Below are 19,875 nucleotides of genomic sequence, written 5' to 3' on the forward strand. Positions count from 1 at the left end.
AACCCGAGGAGGGCCTTCCTGTAGCCGGGGTCGTTGATCCCGGCCTTCGTCGTGCTGGTAACGAACAAGCAGATCTAAGGCGTATTCGGCAACAAGAGAGCGTTCCCAGTGGGAGAGATCCAGGTCGAGCCATTCGCCGCGAAAATATCTGTGTTCGTGCTGCCACCGGTCGGTCCTTCTACTGTGGCCGTTCCGGCCGCTGCATTAACTTTGCACGATTCGACAGTCCCGCTCTGATCGCAACGAATAACGATCGCCTTTTTGCCCTTCCAAACGCCGCCCTTCTGGGTTTGATCGGTCTTATAAACGGCGCTGGCTCCGCCGCTGAAGGGAGCGTCCGCGATCAGCGGAAAGCTCGGAGGCGAAGTCTCCGTCATGCCCAATTCGTAGGCGAAATTGTTAGTCCCGGCTTCGCAGCGGTCGGCCGGCAGAGTCGTTTTTTCATCCGCGACCGACGGCGACCAGGCCGATCTGCCAAGGTAAAATAACTTTTCCGTCGGCAGATAATTCGGAATCAAAAGGGCGAAGGCCTGGTTCGAATTGCTGGCAGCCGTCAACGGCGCCGGCGGGTCGACGGTGCCATCCTTGTCCGGATATTTTCCATCGTTGTCAGCGGCGTAGAGTTTACAGGCGAGCGCAATTTGCTTGGCGTTCGAGAGGTCTTTCGTTTGAGCGCCACGCTCCTGGACGGTGCTATAGACGGGAAGCGCGATGCTGGCGAGAACTGCGATAATCGCGATGACAACCAGCAGTTCGATGAGGGTGAAGGCGGGGGATGAGTCGGGGGATGGGTAGTATGGTTTCATTGTCTGGGGAGGACTGCCGGGAGAATGGCAAAAGCCACCGCCTTGGGTCAAGCGTCAATCTGCGACGCTCTACTTCTCGAGTTTGAACGCCACCACGGCGAGCGGCGGCAGGCTAATCATCAGGGAATGCGTCCGGCCCTGCCAGGGATAATCCTCCGCCTCGAAGCCGCCCATATTGCCGACATTGCCGCCCCCATATGTCTCCGCGTCGGTGTTGATGATTTCGCGATAGAAACCGCCGCCCGGAACGCCGAGGCGATAACCCTGCCGCACGACCGGCGTCGCGTTCACGGCGAAAACGATCACGTCCTCTTCGCGAGACCGCCGGAGAAACGCCACGACGCTGTTATCGGCATCGTGAAAATCGACCCACTCAAAGCCTTCGTGGGTGTCGTCGAGATCCCAGAGAGCGGGCTCGCTTTTATAAACATAGTTGAGGTGTTGCACCAGCCGGCGCAAACCGTCGTGCAGCGGCAGCTCCATCAAATCCCAATCGAGCTCGCGATCGTGATTCCACTCCCGCCGCTGCCCAAACTCGCCTCCCATGAACAGCAGCTTTTTCCCCGGATGCCCATACATCCAGGCGTAGAACATCCGCAGATTGGCGAACTGCTGCCACTCATCGCCCGGCATTTTGTTGATGAGGGAGCGCTTGCCGTGGACCACTTCATCGTGACTGAGCACGAGAATGAAATGCTCCTGGAACGCATACATCAACGAGAAGGTGATGCTGTTGTGATGGAAGCGGCGGAAGATCGGATCCAGCGCCATGTAGTGGAGGAAGTCATGCATCCAGCCCATGTTCCATTTGAAATTGAAACCGAGGCCGCCCAAATGGGTCGGACGCGAAACGCCGGGCCAGGCGGTTGATTCCTCGGCGATGGTCATGACGCCGGGGAAACGCTCGCCACAGACTTCGTTGAAGCGCTTGAGGAAAAAAACCGCTTCCAGGTTTTCGCGGCCGCCAAACGCGTTCGGGACCCATTCGCCCGCCTTGCGTGAGTAATCGAGATAAAGCATCGACGCCACCGCATCCACCCGCAGACCATCAATGTGGTATTTGTCGAGCCAGAAAAGAGCGTTCCCGATGAGGAAATTGCGGACCTCGTTGCGGCCGAAATTAAAAATCAACGTCCCCCAATCCTGATGCTCTCCCTGGCGCGGATCCGCGTGCTCGTAAAGATCGGTCCCGTCGAATTCCGCGAGGCCATGGGCGTCCTTTGGAAAATGGGCCGGGACCCAATCCATGATGACCCCAATCCCGGCCTGATGACACCGGTCGACGAACTGACGGAACTCGTCGGGCGACCCGAGCCGGCTGGTGGGCGCGAAATAATTGGTGACCTGATATCCCCACGAGCCTTCGAAGGGATGTTCCGCGACCGGCATCAGCTCGATGTGGGTGTAACCCATCTCGATCACGTACGGGATCAGCGTGTCGGCTAACTCGAGGTAACTCAAAGACCGCTTGGCTCCATCAGATTTGCGCCGCCAGGAACCGAGATGAACCTCGTAGATGCTGAGGGCGCTGGTGTGCATGCGCCGCTCTTGACGCGATTCAATCCAAGCAGCGTCGCCCCATTTGTAACGCTCCAGATCGTAAACCATCGAGGCGGTCTGGATTCCGTGCTGGCTGAAAAGGCCGAACGGGTCGCTCTTGATCAACAAGGCGCCGGCCAGCGTCCTGATCTCAAATTTGTAATGCACGCCTTCGCCGGCGTCGGGCAAAAATATTTCCCAAACTCCGCTTCCGATCAGTCGCCGCATCGGATTAGTGCGGCCATTCCAGAGGTTGAAATCGCCCACCACGCTGACCCGCTGAGCGTTCGGCGCCCAGACGGCAAAGTAAACGCCCTTCACTTCTCCGATCGTGCGCAGGTGAGCGCCGAATTTTTCGTAGATCTGCAAATGGTTTCCCTCGGAGAAAAGATGCAGATCGATCTCGCCCATGATCGGTCCATAGCGGTAGGGATCGTGCACGACGGCGGTCGAGCCATCCGCTTTGGTCAGGTGAATTTCGTATTCAACATCGCGATCCAGACCGGGAAGGACTGCCTGGAAAAATCCTTCGCGACTCAGCTGCTGGGCGGGAATGCGTTGCGGCTCTTTTCCGGGGAGGACCACGGTGACTTCCTTGGCATCGGGACGGAAAATGCGGACCGCGAGATCGTCCCCGACTTGATGCGGGCCCAGCAGCCGGAAGGGATCGGGGTGCGCGCCTGCCAGAAAGAGATTGAGCTCGTCGACAGGAAAGCCGGTTATTTCAAAGGATCTCATGCGCGAAACATCAATGTTAAAGCTTCCGGGAAAGATGTCGTGCGCGGATTTCCAGGCGGATGCAAAAATCCGGCGGTTATTTATAGATCCAGAGGAGGGCCGCGGGCAGCGCGATTCCTGCGAACAAACAAACCGTGGCCACCATCGGGCGCTGACTGAACCGGTAGGCCATGACGATGCCGATCACAGAAGTCGCCACCAAACCGGCGCCGGCGGCGAGCATGAAATAGCGCAACGGCGTCGGCTCCCGCCCCGGCGTGCCGGGAATATGGGCATCCTTATGAATGAAGGAGAGAGCGGCGAGAGCGGGCGGCGCGATGTAGGTCTTGTCCTTCGTCGACTGATGCCAATTGAACAGCTGCCACGAACCGGTGACGGCGAAGAAAATCAAAATCGGCGCGAAAAGACAGCCCAGATAGAGATGAAGCGAGCGCAGCGATTTCATGTTCCGGTTCGAGATATCACAGTTGCTCCGTGTTCCCAAACCCTGTTTGGGAATGCGACTTTCCGTTTCCATTGCGGGCGGAGCCGTCGCATAGTTGGCCTGCATGGAATCGCCGACGAACGACGCTGCTGCCGAACTGCTTCAAACCTACACGGAAGGGGGCGGCATCAATTATCTCGATGCCGCGGCGACGTTGCCCTCCCGCCCGGCCATTGAAGAGGCCTGCGTCGGCCTGATGAGCTTGATGTTCCCCGGCTTCCATGGGGAGCCGCTGGTCGATTCGAGCGATCTGCCCGATGTCACCCGGAGCCGGATCCGCCGGCTCCACGCGCGGATGAAGCCTGAGATTTCCAAGAGCTTCAACAAACTCGACCGGGACACGGCCGATTCCAAGGCGGATGAGATTCTGAGATGGTTCATGTCCGAGCTTGGCCAACTGCGCCAGGTCTTATGGACCGATGTCGATGCGGCTTACGAAGGCGATCCGGCGGCGACGAGCTACGAAGAAGTGATCGTCGCCTATCCGGCCATCGAAGCGATCGCCATCCAGCGCATGGCGCATCTTCTTTACGAAAAAAAAGTGCCGCTGATTCCGCGGCTCATGACCGAATGGGCCCACACCCGGACCGGAATCGATATTCATCCCGGCGCCCGGATCGGACCGCATTTTTTCATCGACCACGGCACCGGTGTGGTGGTGGGCGAGACCTGTGAGATCGGGGCGCGGGTGAAGTTGTATCACGCGGTGACCCTGGGCGCGCGCAGCTTCCTCAAAGACGAGCATGGCAAAATCAAGAAAGGCGGGAAACGCCATCCGACTTTGGAAGACGACGTGACCATTTATCCAAACTCGACCGTGCTTGGCGGGGAGACCGTGATCGGCGCCCGGAGCACGATTGGCGGAAACGTTTTTCTGATCCAGAGCGTGCCCCCGGATTCGCTTGTTTATTACGAGGAGAAGCAATTGCAAATCGTGCCGAAACGCCGGGCTGGGGCCCGGGATTTCACGGCCTGAAAGGGACGGACACGAGATGATCTATCTCGATTACAACGCCACGACCCCGCTCTGTGCCGCCGCGCGGGAAGCGATGGAGCCGTTCTTCGACCGGCATTACGGGAATCCCTCGAGTGTTCATGCCGCCGGCCGCGAGGCCCGAGCGGGCGTGGATAACGCGCGTGATTCCCTGGCGGAATTGCTCGGGGTGAAGCCGCACGAATTGATCTTCACCGGCAGCGGAACCGAATCGAATAACCTGGCTGTGCTCGGCCTGGCGCGCGCCCATGCGGCCCGCGGCCGTCACCTGATCTGCGCCAGCACGGAGCACCACGCGGTTCTGCAAGCCTTCGAGCATCTGGGCCGCCGTGAGTTTTTCGACGTGACCTTCCTGCCGGTTGACGACTGCGGCCGGATTGATCCCGGTGACCTGGAGAAGGCGATTCGCGACGACACGATTCTGGTTTCAATCATGACGGCGAATAACGAGACCGGTGTGCTTCAGCCGATGGAGATTCTGGCCGGCATTTGCGCAGACCGGGCCGTCCTTCTGCATAGCGACATGGTGCAGTCGTTCGGGAAATTGGAGATCGATCTGGAAAGGAGCGGTTTCGCCGCGGCGAGTTTCGCGGCCCACAAATTCTATGGGCCTAAAGGAGCTGGTCTGCTTTATCTGCGGGGCGGCATCCCGATTGAATCGATTCAGTTCGGCGGTGCGCATGAGAATCAGCGGCGCCCGGGAACCGAGAACGTGCCGGCGATCGTGGGAATGGCCGCGGCCGCGGATAGGACGTTGCGCGATCGCGAAAGGGAACAGGAACGGCAGAGATTACTGCGCGATCGTTTGTGGAAACATATTGCGGGATCGGTTCCGGACGCCACTCAAAATGGCGATAGGACGCACCGGTTGGCCAACACGCTGAACGTCAGCTTCGGCGGAGTGAGCTCGGAAACCATTCTCATGGCGCTCGATCTTGAAGGCGTCTGCGCTTCGAGCGGCTCGGCCTGCATGGTCGGGTCGGTCGTCGCATCCCACGTTTTACTGGCGATGGGTCTTTCCCAGACTCTCGCCGGCTCCGCGGTCCGGTTTTCGTTAGGCCAGCAAACGACCGAACCAGAGATCGATCGCGCGGCGGCGATCATCGGCCGGGTGTTGAATCGAGTCTCCTCGGCAGCGGCGAGAACAGAAAAGCAGCTTCAAGGAGCGGCGATTTGAAATCGCCGCCCGGAAAATCGGCGGTTTCAAACCGCCGCTCCTTGAAGTCGAACGTCCAATCCGGCGACGAACAGCTCGATCTCGTCTTTCCCGCGGGGCCTTCACTTGTGGTCCTGGGTCGGGACTTCGCGCTGGAAGCGAAAGCGAGGGAATTGCTGGAAGCGCTGAACGCTTCGGAACTGGCCCGCGCTGTTCATGTCGAATGGAATGCCCGCCTTTTCAGCGCGGCCGGCCGGGCTGATTTCCGCCGCACCATGGTTTCCTTGAATCCACGTCTTCGCGAACACGACGCCGGTGAAATCGAACGAACTTTGCGGCACGAGCTGGCGCATCTCCTCGCCCAATTCCGCGCGGGCCGGCGCCGGCTGTCGCCCCATGGTGTCGAGTGGCGAAAAGCTTGCCGGGACCTGGGCATTGGCGATGAATCGCGCACCCACGCGCTGCCTTTCCCGGTGCAACGCCGGACCCGACGCTACCTTTACCAATGCCCCCGCTGCGGAAAAGATTTTCCGCGCGTCCGCCGAATTCGGCGCGCCGTGGCCTGCCTCGATTGCTGCCGGAAATTTAATCGCGGCCAGTTCGACAAAAGCGCGCAGCTCCGCCTGGTGGAAAACAAAGACGGAGCGCCGAAAGCTTAGCGCGCGAAGCCCTCTCAACGGCCTGGTGGCAGGCCGTCTCCATCATCCCCCTCGCCTTTCTTGGCCTTTTGCCCGCGCAATTTCGCCTGGATAAACAGGTCGATGTCGCCATCCATCACCGCCTGAACGTCGCTCGTTTCCGCGCCGGTCCGGTGGTCCTTTACCATTTGGTAAGGCTGGAAAACATACGAGCGAATCTGGCTGCCCCACGCCACGTCCCCTTTTTCGCCATATTGCCGGTCGATCTCCGCCCGCTTTTTGTCCTGTTCGATTTCGTAGAGCTTGGCTTTCAACATCTTCAGGGCGAGCTCGCGATTGCGTCCCTGGCTCCGTTCCGCCTGGCACGCGACCACGATCCCAGTCGGCTTGTGCACGATGCGGACAGCGGTTTCGACTTTGTTCACGTTCTGGCCGCCTTTGCCGCCGGCGCGAAAAGTAGTCACCTCGAGGTCGGCCGGGTTAACGTCAATGGGCGCCGAATCCGCAATTTCCGGCACGATGTCCACGCTGGCGAACGAAGTATGCCGGCGCTTATTCGCGTCGAACGGCGAAATCCGCACCAGCCGGTGGACGCCGCGCTCCGCGTTCAAATAACCGTAGGCGTACTCGCCCTGCACGAGCAGCGTCGTCGATTTGATGCCGACTTCTTCGCCCACCTGGACGTCGATCGTTTGGGACGTGAACCCGCTCCTCTCGATCCAGCGCTGATACATGCGCAGAAGCATGTCCGCCCAATCGCACGACTCCGTCCCGCCGGCCCCGGAATGGATCGTGAGGAAAGCGTTCGCTCGATCGTTCTCGCCGGAAAGAAACTGGCGCAGCTCGAATTCTTCCAGTTGATGAATGAGACGCGCGTGTTCGCCCGCAAGTTCCTTCTCGGCTTCCGCGCGATGAGCGGGATCGGATTCTTCCTCGGCGAGCTGCCAGAGCGCCTCGAAATCTCCCACCGTGCGTTCGAGCTCACGCAGCGGAGTCAGGAGCGACCGGATCCGCGAGACTTCTTCCACATCGCCCTGGGCGCGCTCCCGGTTCGACCAAAAATCGGGCGCGCTCATCCGCCCTTCGAGCGCGCTGAGCTGGGCTTCTAGTTTCGGGACGTCAAAGAAACCTCCGCAGTTCGCCGACACGCGACTGGAGAGCTTCGGGATCGATTACCGGAACTTCGCTGGCCATGCGGAGAAAGTAGCGCCGCTCTCGAATTTGTCATCCCGAGCGCAGCGAAGCGAAGTCGAGGGATGACCTACTTCTTCGGCGCGGGCGGAGATTCGAGCCGAAAGATCGTCTCCCCTTCCTTCATCAGGTCGAGCCGATCGCGCGCGACGGTCTCCAGATAGGTCGGATCGGTTTTCAGCAAATTTACTTCACGTGTTTGCCGGGCGAGAAGGATTTTTTGGTCGGTCACCTGGCTTTGGAGAGCTTCGATTTCCGTTCGGCTTTGGCCGAGTTTCTTAACAACCGGGAGAAATAGACTCACGACGACGAGGCCGCCCGCGACGACGAGCAGGACGAGCAGAATGCTGTTGAGACGCTGCCAAACGGTGGCTTCACGTCTCGCGCGAAAATCGCCGTAACCCGGATGATCCACTAGCGCATTTTACCGCCGTAAACGGCGTTGTCACCAAGTTCCTCCTCGATCCGGAGGAGCTGATTGTATTTCGCCACCCGATCGGTCCGGCAGAGCGAGCCGGTCTTGATTTGTCCGGCATTCGTCGCGACGGCGATGTCTGCAATCGTAGTGTCTTCTGTCTCGCCCGAGCGATGGCTGATGACGGCCGTGTAATTGTTCTTCGTGGCCAGATCGATCGCCGCCAGCGTTTCGGTGAGCGTGCCGATCTGGTTCACCTTGATGAGAATGGAATTGGCCACGCTCTGGAGAATCCCTTTCCGGAGAAATTCCACATTCGTGACGAAGAGATCGTCACCGACCAGCTGAACTCTATCCCCGAGCCGCGCGGTCAGCTTTTTCCAGCCATCCCAGTCGTTCTCGGCACAGCCGTCCTCGATCGAAATAATCGGGAAGCGGCGCGAAAGAGTGTCGTAATAATCGACCAGCTCCTCCGCCGACCGCTTCGAGCCGTCGGATTTTTTGAAAACGTAGGCGTTTTGCTCGGTGTCGAAAAACTCCGAGGCCGCGGGATCCAGGGCAACAAAGATTTGTTCGCCAAACTTGTAGCCCGCTTTTTCGACCGCCAGCGCGATGCAATCGAGAGCGTCTTCCGCGGAATTCAGGTTCGGCGCGAAGCCACCTTCATCGCCGACCGCGGTGGAGAGTCCGCGATCGTGCAGGACTTTCTTCAGGGCGTGGAAAACCTCGGTCCCGTAACGGAGCGCTTCGGCGAAGGAAGGCGCGCCTTTCGGCATAATCATGAACTCCTGGAAATCGATGGGGGCATCGGAATGCGCGCCGCCGTTCAGGATATTCATCATCGGCACCGGCAGGGTCTTCGCCGAATTCCCGCCGAGATAACGAAAGAGCGAAACTTTCGAGGCCGCCGCGGCCGCGTGCGCGGTGGCGAGCGAGACGCCGAGCAGCGCGTTTGCTCCGAGATTTTTTTTGTTCGCCGAGCCATCCAGTTCGATCATCTTTTGATCGATCTTTGCCTGCTCCTGAGCATCCCAACCGGCGATAGCGGGCGCGATCGTCTCGGTCACGCTTCGGACCGCTTTCGAGACTCCTTTGCCACCGTAACGTTTCTTGTCGCCGTCACGCAGCTCCCAGGCTTCGTGCTCGCCAGTGCTGGCTCCGCTGGGCACAGCGGCCCGGCCTATTGCTCCGCCATCCAGATGGACTTCGACCTCGACGGTGGGGTTTCCGCGCGAATCCAGAATCTCGCGCGCCTTAATTTTTGCAATGCTGGTGGGCGCCATGGGTGCGTTGATTAACATCAGGTTCAGTCCCCGCAAGCAATTCTCTTTTCCAGATGGAGACGGCCTGCCTCCAGGCCGTTCGAAGTGGGGCAACTTTCCGGCTTCGGCGCGCGCCCTCAACGGCCTGAGGGCAGGCCGCCTCCAACACAGCCGTCTCCATATTCCCATTGGCAATCTCGATACGCGGGGATAATCTGGCCTCATGTTTGTTCGGATTTGGACGGGAATGCTGGCCCTGGCGAGCGCGTCTCTCGCATTCGCGGCCGCGCCGGCGAATCTCGCGCCGGAACAACTGGCCGGCGCCATCAGGACCGACTCCCTGACCATTCCCACGCCGGGCGAGCTTTTTGCCGCTCTCGAGAAGCCCGGGAAGCCGGATTGGGCAGGCCAATATCGCACGCCGATTCCGATGACCTATCGCAACCGCGCCCAAATCGCGCTCAATTTGGGCGGCCTGATCGCGGACGGTTTTATCGCGGTGCAGGCGCAGGACAGCCAGCAGGTGAAGAATATCGGCACCGATATTATCAAGCTGGCGAAGGCCCTGGGCGTGAGTGAGAACGTGCTCAGCCGCGGAAACAGCATCAACGAATTTGCCGAGAACAGCGAGTGGGACGCGCTCCAGGAAGAGCTGGAAGCAACGCAAAACGAAGTTAAAGCGTCCATGCAAACTCATCGCGACCAGGACCTCGTCATTCTCGTGAGCCTCGGCGGCTGGATTCGGGGCACCCAGGCCGTGAGCGCCTCGGTCATTAAGAATTACGATGAACGCAGCGCCCGGGTTTTGCGCCAGCCGGCAGTGGTCAATTTCATCCATACCAAGATCAACGACATCAGTCCCGATTTGCGCAACGAGCCTCTGGTCAAAAGCGTGAGCGAGCAGCTGGGCGGGATTGAAAAACTGGTGGGCTTTCAATTAGGCAAAGGTCCCACTCTCGACGACGTCAAGAAGCTCAACGAGGCCGTCACGAAGTTGATGGAGGAAATCCAGAACAAGGGAGACGCGAAATGAAAAAGACGGTCGCGCTTATCCTTGGCTTGATTCTGGGTGCGTCCTGCCCTTCGCTCCGGGCGGAAACCGATGAGGAAGTGGAAGCGCACAAGCTGGTGCTCGATCTGACCGGCGCTTTCTCAAACGAAGGCTTCAAGCTGCGGGATGGTCATTGGGCCGGCAAGATCAAGCCGTCCGAGCGGGCGCTCATTGCGGTCAATCTGTATGCCGGAAACCAGTATTGGTTCTCCGCCGCCGCCAACACGAAAGCGAAGAAGATCGCGATCGACCTGTATGACGAAAATGGCAAGCCTCTTGTGACCGAAAGCTACAACGAAGGCGAAAAGGCGTCCGCGGGATATACCCCCACGACCAGCGGGCAATACTTTGTGGCCGTGAGTCTTTTGGAAGGCGAACAGACCACGTTTTGCGTCGTCTATTCGTATAAGTGAGATGGCGCGGCACGTGCTTGAACTGCGGCTGTGAACTATTCTCGACTGGTCCTGCCCGGAGCCCTGCTCCTCGCGATCGTTTTCGCCGGCTGTTCGACCGCGGATAAAAAGACTGCCCAGGAAACCAGCAAGGCGACCTCGACCAAGAATGGTCAACTGCTCGCGGTCTCCGCCGATTCCGCTGCTTTCTTTCAACGCGGGCCCCAAGCGGGCCGGGAGCCGGACAAGACGCTTCCGAGAGAGACTTTGGTCAAGCTGATCCGGCCGTCGTTCGGTTTCAGCAAGGTGCAGCTGGTCGCTTCTGGAGAGCAGGGCTATGTCGCCAGTGACGAGCTCAAACCAGCCTCTTCTACCCTGATCGCCTCGACGACGGCCCGAACATCTCCGGATTCTCTGACTCCCGCTTCGACCCCCGCGGTCGAGCAATTCAATCTGGATTCGAACGATCCGCGACTCGTCCCTCCCCCGGAAGAACTCCCCAACCCCGATCTGCCTGCTCCCTCACACTGAGAATAATCGCGCTGAATGGTTGCCGCCGGCGACGCGCCGGACCAATCTTTGGGTAGCGTGATCGAATCCATCCATGTTTTTTACGAAGGCAACGTCCAGGGCGTTGGCTTTCGTTATTCGGTCAGGCAAATCGCCAAGGGATTCGACGTCACCGGTTCGGTGCGCAACCTGGCGGACGGCAGCGTGGAGCTGCTGGCCACCGGCGAGAAAGAAGAAGTCCGCGCGTTCCTGGAGGCCATTCTCCAAAGCGAACTTCGGGCCCACATCAAGCATCATTTCGAAACGCCTCTGCCCCATCCACCCCCCACCCGCGGTTTCGAAATTCGGCATGACTGAACCTGCTGTCCTCCTCAGCAACGTCACCAAAATATTTCCAGTCCCATTCCAGCGGCGTCCCGTCGTGGCCCTGCGCGATTTGAACCTGGAAGTGGCGCCCGGCCAGATCTACGGCCTGCTCGGGCCCAATGGCTCCGGGAAGAGCACGACCCTCAAAATCATTCTCGGCCTGGTCACCCCGACGCGCGGAAAAGCGCAAATCTTTGGGCGGGACAGCGACCGGGTCGCGAGCCACGAATCGGTCGGTTATCTGCCGGAGAGTCCCGATTTCTACAAATACCTCACGGGCGAAGAGACCTTGCGATTCTACGGAAAACTTTGCGGCCTCCGCGGCGCGCGCTTGAAGAATCGGGTCGGCGAACTGCTTGCCCTGGTCGGCCTAACGAGTGCGGCTGGACGACGGCTGAATGGCTACTCCAAGGGAATGCTGCAACGCATCGGCCTCGCCCAGGCTCTCATCCAGGAACCGGCGCTGCTCATCCTGGACGAACCCACGGCAGGGGTCGATCCGGCCGGGGCGCGGGAGATTCGCGACCTCATTCTGGAGCTGAAAGGGCGCGGCATCACGGTTCTGCTTTCATCGCATTTGCTTGGCCAGGTGCAGGAGATTTGCGATCGAGTCGGCATTCTCGCCAACGGGGTTCTGGTGCGGGAAGGGTCGCTGGGCGATTTGCTGAGCGTCGAAAACCAAACCCAGATCATTTTGGAAAACGCGTCTCCCGCCCTCATCAACGAAATCAGCGGCCTGGCCTGTGGATCCAGGGCACGCCTGGTTGAATGTGGCCCGCCCCGAACCTCACTCGAACGTCTCTTTCTCGAAGCTACCCAGGCGCCGGGCGGCAATGGCGCACGCAAATCATCCTGATGAACGCGGGCCATCACGCTTTCTCTTTTTTCCGGGTGGCGGCGATCACCGGCGCGACACTCAGGGGATTAGCCCGGCTAAAGACCTTTTACGTGTTGCTGTTCTTCGCCCTGCTCCTCATCGGCAATTCGATTTTCATGGCCCAAATGACCTTTCAGCAGGAGTTCCAGGTGCTGAAGGACATCGCTCTCGGCGCCATGAGCGTTTTCTCCTCGTTGCTCGCGGTGCTGGCTACGGCGCGCCTTCTTCCCCAGGACATCGAGGACCGCACTGCCTCCACCATTTTGGCCAAGCCGGTGTCGCGGTTTGAATATCTTGCCGGCAAATTACTGGGCGCGCTGCTGCTCCTCGCGATCAGCCTGGTCGCAATGAGCGCGCTTTTCTTTCTGGTGCTGACATTGCGGGAACAGGCCGTTCTGCGCGAAACCGTGCGGCAAATGAGCGCGGCGCCGCCGGAACAATTGGCCGAAACATTGCGGCTGGTGAGGACTTCCGCCCTCAATTCGAATTTGCTCGCCGGTATTGCGATTATCTACGTGAAGGCTTGCCTGCTCGCCTCGCTGACGCTGTTCGTCTCGACGTTCGCCACGACTAGCATTTTTACGATGATCGTCATGACGTTCGTCTATTTCATCGGCCACCTCCAGGCGGTTGCCCGCGAGTTCTGGTTCCAAACCCACAGCGCCGGCTGGATCTCCCAGACTTTTCTTGGCCTGGTCGCGTTGTTCTTTCCCGACCTCCAGTTGTTTACTCTCACGGACGACGTCGTCGCCGGAAACGCCATCCCAATGGCGGTTCTTGCCCAAATCGTCACGCTCGGTCTGTTTTATACGGGCTTTTATCTCCTGCTCGCCTGGTCGGTTTTTTTCCGGAAAGAATTATGATGCGGGTTATCGTCGCCATTCTCGGCGTCGCACTATTTGGCGCGGCTAAATTACCGGTGGAACAGGCCATCGCCGAAACGCATCGCCAGCTCCATTTTCGCGCGCTCGATTTCAATCTCGACTTGCGCGAGCACGTGGGACAACTCGGTTTCATCGCGGCCCTGAGCGGCTTCCGCTCGCTGGTGGCGGACGCCCTTTTTCTGCAGGCTCACGTGGCTTGGGAGCGGACGGAATGGGGGCGCGTCCTCCTGCTCTTTCGTCGGATTACTACTCTGCAACCACGCGCCCTATTATTCTGGGACATGGCTGCCTGGCATATGGCGTGGAACGCAAGCACCGCCGCCCTGAACGACCGCGCCCAACCGCGCCTCGCCCTCCGGATCAAGGCGCAGCGGGAATATTTCCAGCTCGGCAAAGACTTCCTTGAACGCGGCATCAGAAATAATCCGGACCGTCCGCAACTCTACGAAGCCCTGGGCCGCCTTTATCGCGACAAATATGGCGATCACGAACACGCGGCGGAGTTTTACGCCAAGGCCGCTCTCCTGCCTGAAGCACCCGGTTACGAGAAGCGTTTCGCCGCGTATGAACTGGCGCTCTGCCCGGGCCGCGAACGGGAGGCCTACGCCAGTTTACAGGCCCTTTACAAATCCGGCGAAAAGGAAAGATTCCCGACCTTGCTACGCCGCCTTAAAGAACTGGAAATTAAGTTGGAAATACCGCCAGATGAGCGGATACCCGACTAACGGCCCTGACCTTTTTATTTGCCCATGCGTCTCGCGATTCTGAGCGATCTCCACGCTAACCTCGAAGCAACCAACGCCGTCCTGGCCGATGCGCACGAGTGCGGGTGCAGGGATTTCGTTTGTCTCGGCGACGTCGTCGGCTACAACGCGAACCCACGGGAGTGCCTGGAGATTGTGCAAAAAATGGAATGCCCGGTGGTGAAGGGAAATCACGACGAGCAGGCCTCGCTCGAGGAATCTTCGCGGGATTTCAACGCCCTTGCGGAAATGGCCATCAACTGGACCCGCTCCCAGCTGAAAGCCCCGGAGAAGGAATGGCTCCGCTCGCTTCCTTTGACCGGAACCGTGCGCGATTTCTCCATCGTGCATGCGACGCTCGATTCGCCCGCGGAATGGCGATACGTTCTTAACAGCCTCGATGCCGCGGCCAGTTTTCCTTACCAGACCGCAACGGTTTGTTTCTTCGGACATACCCACGTAGCAGGAGCGTTTGTCCGCGACGAAGGGGTCAAAAGCGTGAAAGTCGATCAGCTCGAAATCGAGGAGACGAAGAAATATTTGATTAACGTCGGCAGCGTCGGGCAGCCGCGGGATGGCGACTGGCGCGCCGCCTATTGCATTTATCACCTGGACAAGAACGTCGTTGAACAACGGCGGGTCGAGTATGACCTCGAGACCGCGCAACAGAAGGTGATCAAGGCTGGATTGCCCCGGATGCTCGCGGAACGGCTGAAGCTCGGGCGGTGAGTGATTGCAGATTGTAGATTTCAGATTGCAGATTGCCCCGAATTCAATCTGAAATCTGAAATCTGAAATCTGAAATCCGTTCGATTCTCATCATCAAGCCCAGCTCGCTCGGTGACATCGTGCATACCCTGCCGGCTGTGGCGGCGATCCGCGATGCTCACCCGCACGCGGACATCACCTGGACCATCAATCCGGAATGGACCACGCTCCTGCGCGGCAATCCCGACGTCGACCACGTCCACATCTTTCCCCGAGGCAAACTAGGTGGGCTGAAAGGGCCGCGCCATTTGTGGCCCTGGCTTAAATCCACGAGAGCGTTACGCCCGGATGTCGCGCTCGATTTTCAAGGCTTGCTCCGCTCTGCGCTGATTGGGCGCGTGAGTAAGGCGAGGGAGTTTTGGGGGATGAGCGATGGCCGGGAAGGATCGAGATTTTTTTACCAGCACGTCGCGAAGGTGGACCGGCGCGCGCACGCGGTGGAACGCTATCTGAAACTCGCTGAGGCTTTCGGCGCGCCCGTGCGGGAACCGATTCGTTTTCCCCTGCCCACGGGAGATGAATTACCGCGTTTTGATCCGTATCCGCCGTTTGTCGTTCTGCATCCTTTCGCCCGCGGCTCGGGCAAATCGTTGAGCAACGCCGTGATTGAAAGTTTCTGTCGCGTCCTGGCGCCGGTCCGTGTCGTCCTGGTGGGAAAGACCGGCCGAGGAATCAAACCGGCGGATAATTGCGTGAACCTGGCTAATCAAACCACCCTTCTGCAGCTGATCTGGCTGCTGCGCTCGGCCCAGTTCACGATCAGCGTGGATAGCGGTCCCATGCACATCGCCGCGGCCATCTCGTCGCGATTGGTCTCGATTCACACCTGGTCCGATCCGCGCCGGGTCGGGCCTTACAATTCCGAAGCGTGGGTCTGGAAGAACGGGCAATTGCTTCAGGCCGGCGACCTCGCCGAGGCGAAGCTAAAAAAAGGCCGGCGATTTACGGAGGCCGACGTCCCGGGCATCATCGATTTGGTCGCCCGTTCGACATCGGAATCCGAAGCGACGAATTCTACGTCGAGCGGCGAGTGAGCACCGCCTCGGCCAGGAGCAGATCGCGCGGATAAGTAATCTTGAAGTTGAATTCGTCGTTCGGAACGAGAACCACCTTCGCTCCGAGATGCTCTACGGCGGAAACCTCGTCGGTGATCGAGAGATTCTTTTCCGCCACGCCGGCATAAGCAGAGAGAAGAAGATCGCGGGAAAAAACTTGCGGCGTTTGCATGGCAAAGAGTCCCTCCCGGTTAACGCCTCCGGTGACCACTCGATCTGCATCGGCCCGTTTCAGGGTGTCGGTGACGGGCTCGGCCAACGCCGCCGCCCCGTGTTCACGAGCGATCGCAAAAACACGCTCGATTTGTTGCGACATGACCAGCGGCCGGGCCGCATCGTGCACCGCCACGTAGCGCGCTTCCGGGCCAAGCCGTTCCAATCCGGCGCGCACCGAGTCCTGCCGGTGTCTTCCTCCCGGAACGACGGCACGCACTTTTTGAAATTCGTTCCGCCGGACAAGCTCCTCCAGGTCCTGCACGCGTTCCGTATGCCCGACGAGAATGATTTCATTCACGCAATCCGTCTTCTCGAAGGCGCCAAGCGTATGCGCCAGGACCGGCTTGTCACCGAGCGGCGCCAATAGTTTATCAAACCCCATCCGCTGGCTGCTGCCCGCGGCGACGATGATGGCGCTTAACATGAAGACGAAAAAGAGCCCACCGCGCAGCCCTGTTATCCGAGTTGCTTTTGGACTTCCGCGCTCAACGCCTTCCCATCCGCGCGGCCCGCGGCTTTGGCCTGAAGCGCTTTCATCACCGCGCCCATCTGCGCCTTCGACGTCGCGCCGACTTCCGCGATGGTCTCCCGAACCAGCGCGGAAAGTTCCTCCGCGCTCAGTCCTTTCGGCAGATAGGCATTCAGAATTTCGATCTCTTCCCTTTCCTTCGCGGCGAGTTCGGGCCGCCCGCCTTTTTCAAAACTCTCAATCGAATCCTGGCGCTGTTTCACCTGCTTCCGGATCACTTGCGTCGCCGCGGAGTCATCCAGAACGCCGTCCGGTTTTTCGATGGCGGCGTATTTGAGCGCCGATTTCAACATGCGAAGCACGGCGAGTTTGCCGGCCTCCTTCGCTCGCATCGCATCCTTCAGATCTGAATCTATCCGTTCTGGTAATGTCATTGGTTATCTTTCGCGCAACTTCTCCGCGCACGCATGCACCGAAGCCGGGTCGCTCACGCTGATCACTTCGGCGTCTTTTCGGGTCCGGCGCAGCAAACCCGCTAGCACTTCGCCGGGACCGAGCTCGATGAAGAAATCGCAGCCCCGTTCCAGAAGGGCTTCCAGACAATCGCTCCAGCGAACCGTGCTGGTAACCTGGTCCTGCAGCGCGGTTCGAATCTCCGGCAATGTTTCGACGACGCCCCCGGTGACATTGCTCATCACGGCAAAGCGCGGCGCGCTCAACTCGGCTTCGAGCAAAGGCTCTTCGAGTTGCTCATAAGCGCTGTTCATCAGGCGCGAATGATAAGCCCCGGCCACGTTCAAGAGCGTCGCACGCCGAATCCCATGTTCCTTCGCAAGGCTGACGGCCATTTCGACTTTCGAGGCCTCGCCAGAAACCACGATCTGTCCCGGCGCGTTAATATTGGCCACGTCGACATCCGTCGCGGCCGCCAACGCGCGCACGGAGTTTTCATCCGCGCCAATCATTGCCGCCATGGCTCCCGCCGTTGCCGCGCAGGCCGTATCCATGAGCCGGCCGCGGGTCTCGACCAATTTCAGGCCCGTGGCAAAACCGAAGGTCCCGGCCGCTGCATGCGCCGTCCATTCGCCTAACGACAATCCGGCCGCCGCCTCAATGGCAAAATCTCCCGCCACCCCGCGCAACGCCGCCAGGCAGGCCAGCCCATGAACGTAGAGAGCCGGCTGACAGTTCGAGGTCTTGGTCAGTTCTTCGAGCGGCCCGTTCCACGCGATCCCACTCAAGGAACGGCCGAGAATCTGATCGGCCTGCTGGAACAAGTCTCCCGCCGCCGGGTGGTGCGCGGCCAGGTCGCGGCCCATCCCGACGCTTTGTGCCCCCTGGCCGGCAAACAGTAGCGCGATCTTTTTTGCCATGTTAGGTTAGTAGTTTCTCCGCGCCTATCGCGCAACTCGCGTAATTAAGCTTGCATTTCTGTCATGAAATCAAAATACTTTGCGTATGCAGAAACATGCACGCAATGCAGCGCTTGCAGTTATCGCGCTGTTGGTCGCATTGCCGCTAGCAACGGCTAATGCCAAATGGCTTGAAAAGTCAGAACCGAACCTTCCGTTCGGTGTCTACCTTCAAGGGTTACAGGGGTCAGTCGTGCTTTCCCTGACGCTGGACAAGAGTGGCCGCGTCACGAGCACCAATGTTCTGCGGAGCAGCGGTCATCCCGCTTTGGATGAACTCGCCCGCAACGCAGCCATGAACTGGCGCCTGAGCGCCGACTCCGTCCTGCCCACTGATATCAGCAAGGGCCGGGTTGAGTTGATAACGTTCAAGAACTCCCATCCGCCGAAGATGATGCTACCGGACACTCGGCCGTATTGGGCGCAGTTAAGATAAAGTCGAACGCGCGGTAGTCGTTTCCTACGACTCCGCTGGCAGTCCGGCGGCGGACGCCCCATCCGCCGCCACGGGGCAGGTCCCCTTTGCCTTCCTTTTCTCGGAGGCAAATTGTCGGCGCCTCCTGACGCGTATCCTTCGTGGCGCGACTTTGCGCTTGCGCCTCCGGCGTCACTCGCCAGCATAATCGCAAGCTCCCTTATGGCTTTCACCACGCGCGAAATCGAATCCCCTGATCCAACGACGCGCGTGGTCGCGGCGGACGCGCAGGCCCGGGAAACGCTTGGCGATATCGGAGAAAAGATGGTGCTCAATATGGGCCCGTCGCACCCCGCCACCCACGGTGTTTTACGTCTCGTCCTTGAGATGGATGGCGAGACGATAACGAAAGCGATCCCGGACGTCGGCTATCTCCATCGGGGCGACGAAAAAATCGCCGAGAACATGCAGTACAACCAGTTCGTCCCCTACACCGACCGGCTCGATTATCTCGCGCCGCTGGCGAACAACGTTGCCTATGCGCTCGCCGTCGAGAAATTGATGGGCTGGGAATTGCCGCCGCGGGGAAAAGCCATCCGGGTGATTTGCTGCGAGACCGCTCGCATTTCGGCGCATCTCCTGGGTCTGGGCGCCATGGCGCTCGATCTCGGAGCGATGACCGCGTTTCTTTACACGTTCACGGAGCGGGAAAAACTCTACAATCTTTTCGAACTGCTCACCGGCGCGCGCTTCACCACGTCTTATACTCGCGTCGGCGGCCAGATCCGCGATTTGCCCGAGAAGTTCATCCCCCAGCTGGAAAAGTTTCTCGACGGTTTCATCCCGCAGCTCGACGAGGTGGACAAACTCCTGACCCGGAACCGGATTTTTGTCGATCGCACTCGCGACATCGGAGTGATTCCGCGTGACCGCGCGATCGCCTATGGGCTTTCGGGGCCAAACCTGCGCGGCAGCGGCGTCGAACACGATCTGCGACGGAAGCATCCTTACTTGGATTACGACCAGTACGACTTCGAAGTCGTCGTCGGCACGGCCGGGGATTGTTACGACCGCTATCTGGTGCGCGTCGAAGAAATGCGGCAAAGCGCCCGCATTCTCCGGCAGGTCATCGAGAAGCTGCCCGATGGCCCGATCAATGTCGCCGACTGGAAGAACATGCCGCCGCCGAAGTCACGCGTGATGACAAAAATGGAGGAGCTCATTCACCATTTCATTGTGGTGACGGAGGGGCTCGATGCGCCGCCGGGGGAGATCTATTTCGCGGCTGAAAATCCAAAGGGGGAGCTTGGCTTCTACATCAACAGCAAAGGCGGCGGGGTCCCTCATCGGCTAAAGATCCGGGCGCCCTCGTTTGTGAACTTAAGCATCCTGCCGGAACTATTACCCGGCAGCTTGCTGAGCGATGTGGTCGCCATCCTGGGCAGTCTGGACTTCGTTATGGGCGAATGCGACAGATAAGCAAAATGACGAATG

At 59.5% G+C, this 19,875-nt stretch carries 23 protein-coding genes; 14 read left to right on the top strand and 9 right to left on the bottom strand.

Features of this window, described 5'->3' with window-relative positions; translation table 11 throughout:
* Window positions 1-74: 74 nt before the first annotated feature.
* The 3 genes from VJU77_02710 to VJU77_02720 all read right to left on the bottom strand — a co-directional run bounded on the left by VJU77_02710 (window position 75) and on the right by VJU77_02720 (window position 3,528).
* Entirely contained in the window at window positions 75-806 is a 732-nt protein-coding gene (locus VJU77_02710; protein HKP02248.1) for a type II secretion system protein, read from the bottom strand.
* Between the two features lie 69 nt (window positions 807-875).
* Entirely contained in the window at window positions 876-3,083 is a 2,208-nt protein-coding gene (gene glgB / locus VJU77_02715) for a 1,4-alpha-glucan branching protein GlgB (GenBank protein HKP02249.1), read from the bottom strand.
* 76 nt (window positions 3,084-3,159) lie between these two features.
* On the bottom strand, window positions 3,160-3,528 hold the full coding sequence (locus tag VJU77_02720; protein HKP02250.1) for a hypothetical protein: 369 nt from the start codon (window positions 3,526-3,528) through the stop codon (window positions 3,160-3,162).
* 103 nt (window positions 3,529-3,631) lie between these two features.
* On the opposite strand from VJU77_02720, the gene epsC reads away from it, so the two are divergent.
* Genes epsC through VJU77_02735 form a run of 3 tightly spaced genes read left to right on the top strand, consistent with a single transcriptional unit; the run spans window position 3,632 to window position 6,376 of the window.
* Window positions 3,632-4,543 (top strand): serine O-acetyltransferase EpsC, encoded by a 912-nt coding sequence (gene epsC, locus VJU77_02725; protein HKP02251.1) that lies wholly within the window; start codon window positions 3,632-3,634, stop codon window positions 4,541-4,543.
* Between the two features lie 16 nt (window positions 4,544-4,559).
* Window positions 4,560-5,738: a cysteine desulfurase family protein gene (locus tag VJU77_02730; protein ID HKP02252.1), complete on the top strand. Its 1,179-nt coding sequence runs from the start codon at window positions 4,560-4,562 to the stop codon at window positions 5,736-5,738.
* A gap of 41 nt (window positions 5,739-5,779) precedes the next feature.
* On the top strand, window positions 5,780-6,376 hold the full coding sequence (locus VJU77_02735) for a SprT-like domain-containing protein (GenBank protein ID HKP02253.1): 597 nt from the start codon (window positions 5,780-5,782) through the stop codon (window positions 6,374-6,376).
* 14 nt (window positions 6,377-6,390) lie between these two features.
* On the opposite strand, the gene prfB is transcribed toward VJU77_02735, so the two are convergent.
* The 3 genes from prfB to eno form a co-directional block, all read right to left on the bottom strand.
* On the bottom strand, window positions 6,391-7,503 hold the full coding sequence (gene prfB / locus VJU77_02740; protein HKP02254.1) for a peptide chain release factor 2: 1,113 nt from the start codon (window positions 7,501-7,503) through the stop codon (window positions 6,391-6,393).
* Between the two features lie 113 nt (window positions 7,504-7,616).
* Entirely contained in the window at window positions 7,617-7,961 is a 345-nt protein-coding gene (locus tag VJU77_02745) for a septum formation initiator family protein (GenBank protein ID HKP02255.1), read from the bottom strand.
* Complete coding sequence (gene eno, locus VJU77_02750; GenBank protein HKP02256.1) at window positions 7,961-9,244, bottom strand: phosphopyruvate hydratase; 1,284 nt, start codon at window positions 9,242-9,244, stop codon at window positions 7,961-7,963. The genes VJU77_02745 and eno overlap by 1 nt, the downstream gene beginning before the upstream one ends.
* A gap of 202 nt (window positions 9,245-9,446) precedes the next feature.
* Here eno and VJU77_02755 point away from each other — a divergent pair, with 202 nt between their 5' ends.
* From VJU77_02755 to VJU77_02795, 9 genes are all read left to right on the top strand, one after another.
* A complete protein-coding gene (locus VJU77_02755) occupies window positions 9,447-10,256 on the top strand; it encodes a hypothetical protein (GenBank protein HKP02257.1) in 810 nt (269 codons plus the stop codon).
* Window positions 10,253-10,687, top strand: a complete 435-nt coding sequence (locus tag VJU77_02760) for a hypothetical protein (GenBank protein ID HKP02258.1) — start codon at window positions 10,253-10,255, stop codon at window positions 10,685-10,687. The genes VJU77_02755 and VJU77_02760 overlap by 4 nt, the downstream gene beginning before the upstream one ends.
* A gap of 30 nt (window positions 10,688-10,717) precedes the next feature.
* A complete protein-coding gene (locus tag VJU77_02765; protein HKP02259.1) occupies window positions 10,718-11,197 on the top strand; it encodes a hypothetical protein in 480 nt (159 codons plus the stop codon).
* 15 nt (window positions 11,198-11,212) lie between these two features.
* A complete protein-coding gene (locus VJU77_02770; GenBank protein ID HKP02260.1) occupies window positions 11,213-11,533 on the top strand; it encodes an acylphosphatase in 321 nt (106 codons plus the stop codon).
* Window positions 11,526-12,398, top strand: coding sequence for an ABC transporter ATP-binding protein (locus VJU77_02775; GenBank protein ID HKP02261.1), 873 nt, complete (start codon window positions 11,526-11,528; stop codon window positions 12,396-12,398). The genes VJU77_02770 and VJU77_02775 overlap by 8 nt, the downstream gene beginning before the upstream one ends.
* Window positions 12,398-13,282, top strand: coding sequence for an ABC transporter permease subunit (locus tag VJU77_02780; protein HKP02262.1), 885 nt, complete (start codon window positions 12,398-12,400; stop codon window positions 13,280-13,282). Before VJU77_02775 ends, VJU77_02780 begins: the two co-directional genes overlap by 1 nt.
* Window positions 13,279-14,028, top strand: coding sequence for a hypothetical protein (locus VJU77_02785; GenBank protein ID HKP02263.1), 750 nt, complete (start codon window positions 13,279-13,281; stop codon window positions 14,026-14,028). Before VJU77_02780 ends, VJU77_02785 begins: the two co-directional genes overlap by 4 nt.
* Before the next feature lie 24 nt (window positions 14,029-14,052).
* On the top strand, window positions 14,053-14,775 hold the full coding sequence (locus tag VJU77_02790) for a metallophosphoesterase family protein (GenBank protein ID HKP02264.1): 723 nt from the start codon (window positions 14,053-14,055) through the stop codon (window positions 14,773-14,775).
* Window positions 14,776-14,894: 119 nt separating this feature from the next.
* On the top strand, window positions 14,895-15,848 hold the full coding sequence (locus tag VJU77_02795) for a glycosyltransferase family 9 protein (protein HKP02265.1): 954 nt from the start codon (window positions 14,895-14,897) through the stop codon (window positions 15,846-15,848).
* Here the strand turns inward: VJU77_02795 and ispD are convergent.
* From ispD to fabD, 3 genes are read right to left on the bottom strand one after another with little or no spacing between them, the layout of a single operon-like run.
* Window positions 15,829-16,509, bottom strand: a complete 681-nt coding sequence (ispD, locus tag VJU77_02800) for a 2-C-methyl-D-erythritol 4-phosphate cytidylyltransferase (protein ID HKP02266.1) — start codon at window positions 16,507-16,509, stop codon at window positions 15,829-15,831. The two genes, VJU77_02795 and ispD, sit on opposite strands and share 20 nt — an antisense overlap.
* Before the next feature lie 32 nt (window positions 16,510-16,541).
* Window positions 16,542-16,988, bottom strand: a complete 447-nt coding sequence (locus tag VJU77_02805; GenBank protein HKP02267.1) for a GatB/YqeY domain-containing protein — start codon at window positions 16,986-16,988, stop codon at window positions 16,542-16,544.
* A gap of 3 nt (window positions 16,989-16,991) precedes the next feature.
* Window positions 16,992-17,927, bottom strand: coding sequence for an ACP S-malonyltransferase (fabD, locus tag VJU77_02810; GenBank protein ID HKP02268.1), 936 nt, complete (start codon window positions 17,925-17,927; stop codon window positions 16,992-16,994).
* 85 nt (window positions 17,928-18,012) lie between these two features.
* Between fabD and VJU77_02815 the strand changes: the two genes are divergently transcribed.
* Both VJU77_02815 and nuoD read left to right on the top strand, forming a co-directional pair.
* A complete protein-coding gene (locus tag VJU77_02815) occupies window positions 18,013-18,402 on the top strand; it encodes an energy transducer TonB (protein ID HKP02269.1) in 390 nt (129 codons plus the stop codon).
* Window positions 18,403-18,603: 201 nt separating this feature from the next.
* Window positions 18,604-19,860: an NADH dehydrogenase (quinone) subunit D gene (gene nuoD / locus VJU77_02820; GenBank protein HKP02270.1), complete on the top strand. Its 1,257-nt coding sequence runs from the start codon at window positions 18,604-18,606 to the stop codon at window positions 19,858-19,860.
* The last annotated feature ends 15 nt before the right edge of the window (window positions 19,861-19,875 follow it).

The organism is Chthoniobacterales bacterium, from assembly GCA_035274845.1.
Taxonomy (GTDB): domain Bacteria; phylum Verrucomicrobiota; class Verrucomicrobiia; order Chthoniobacterales; family UBA10450; genus AV80.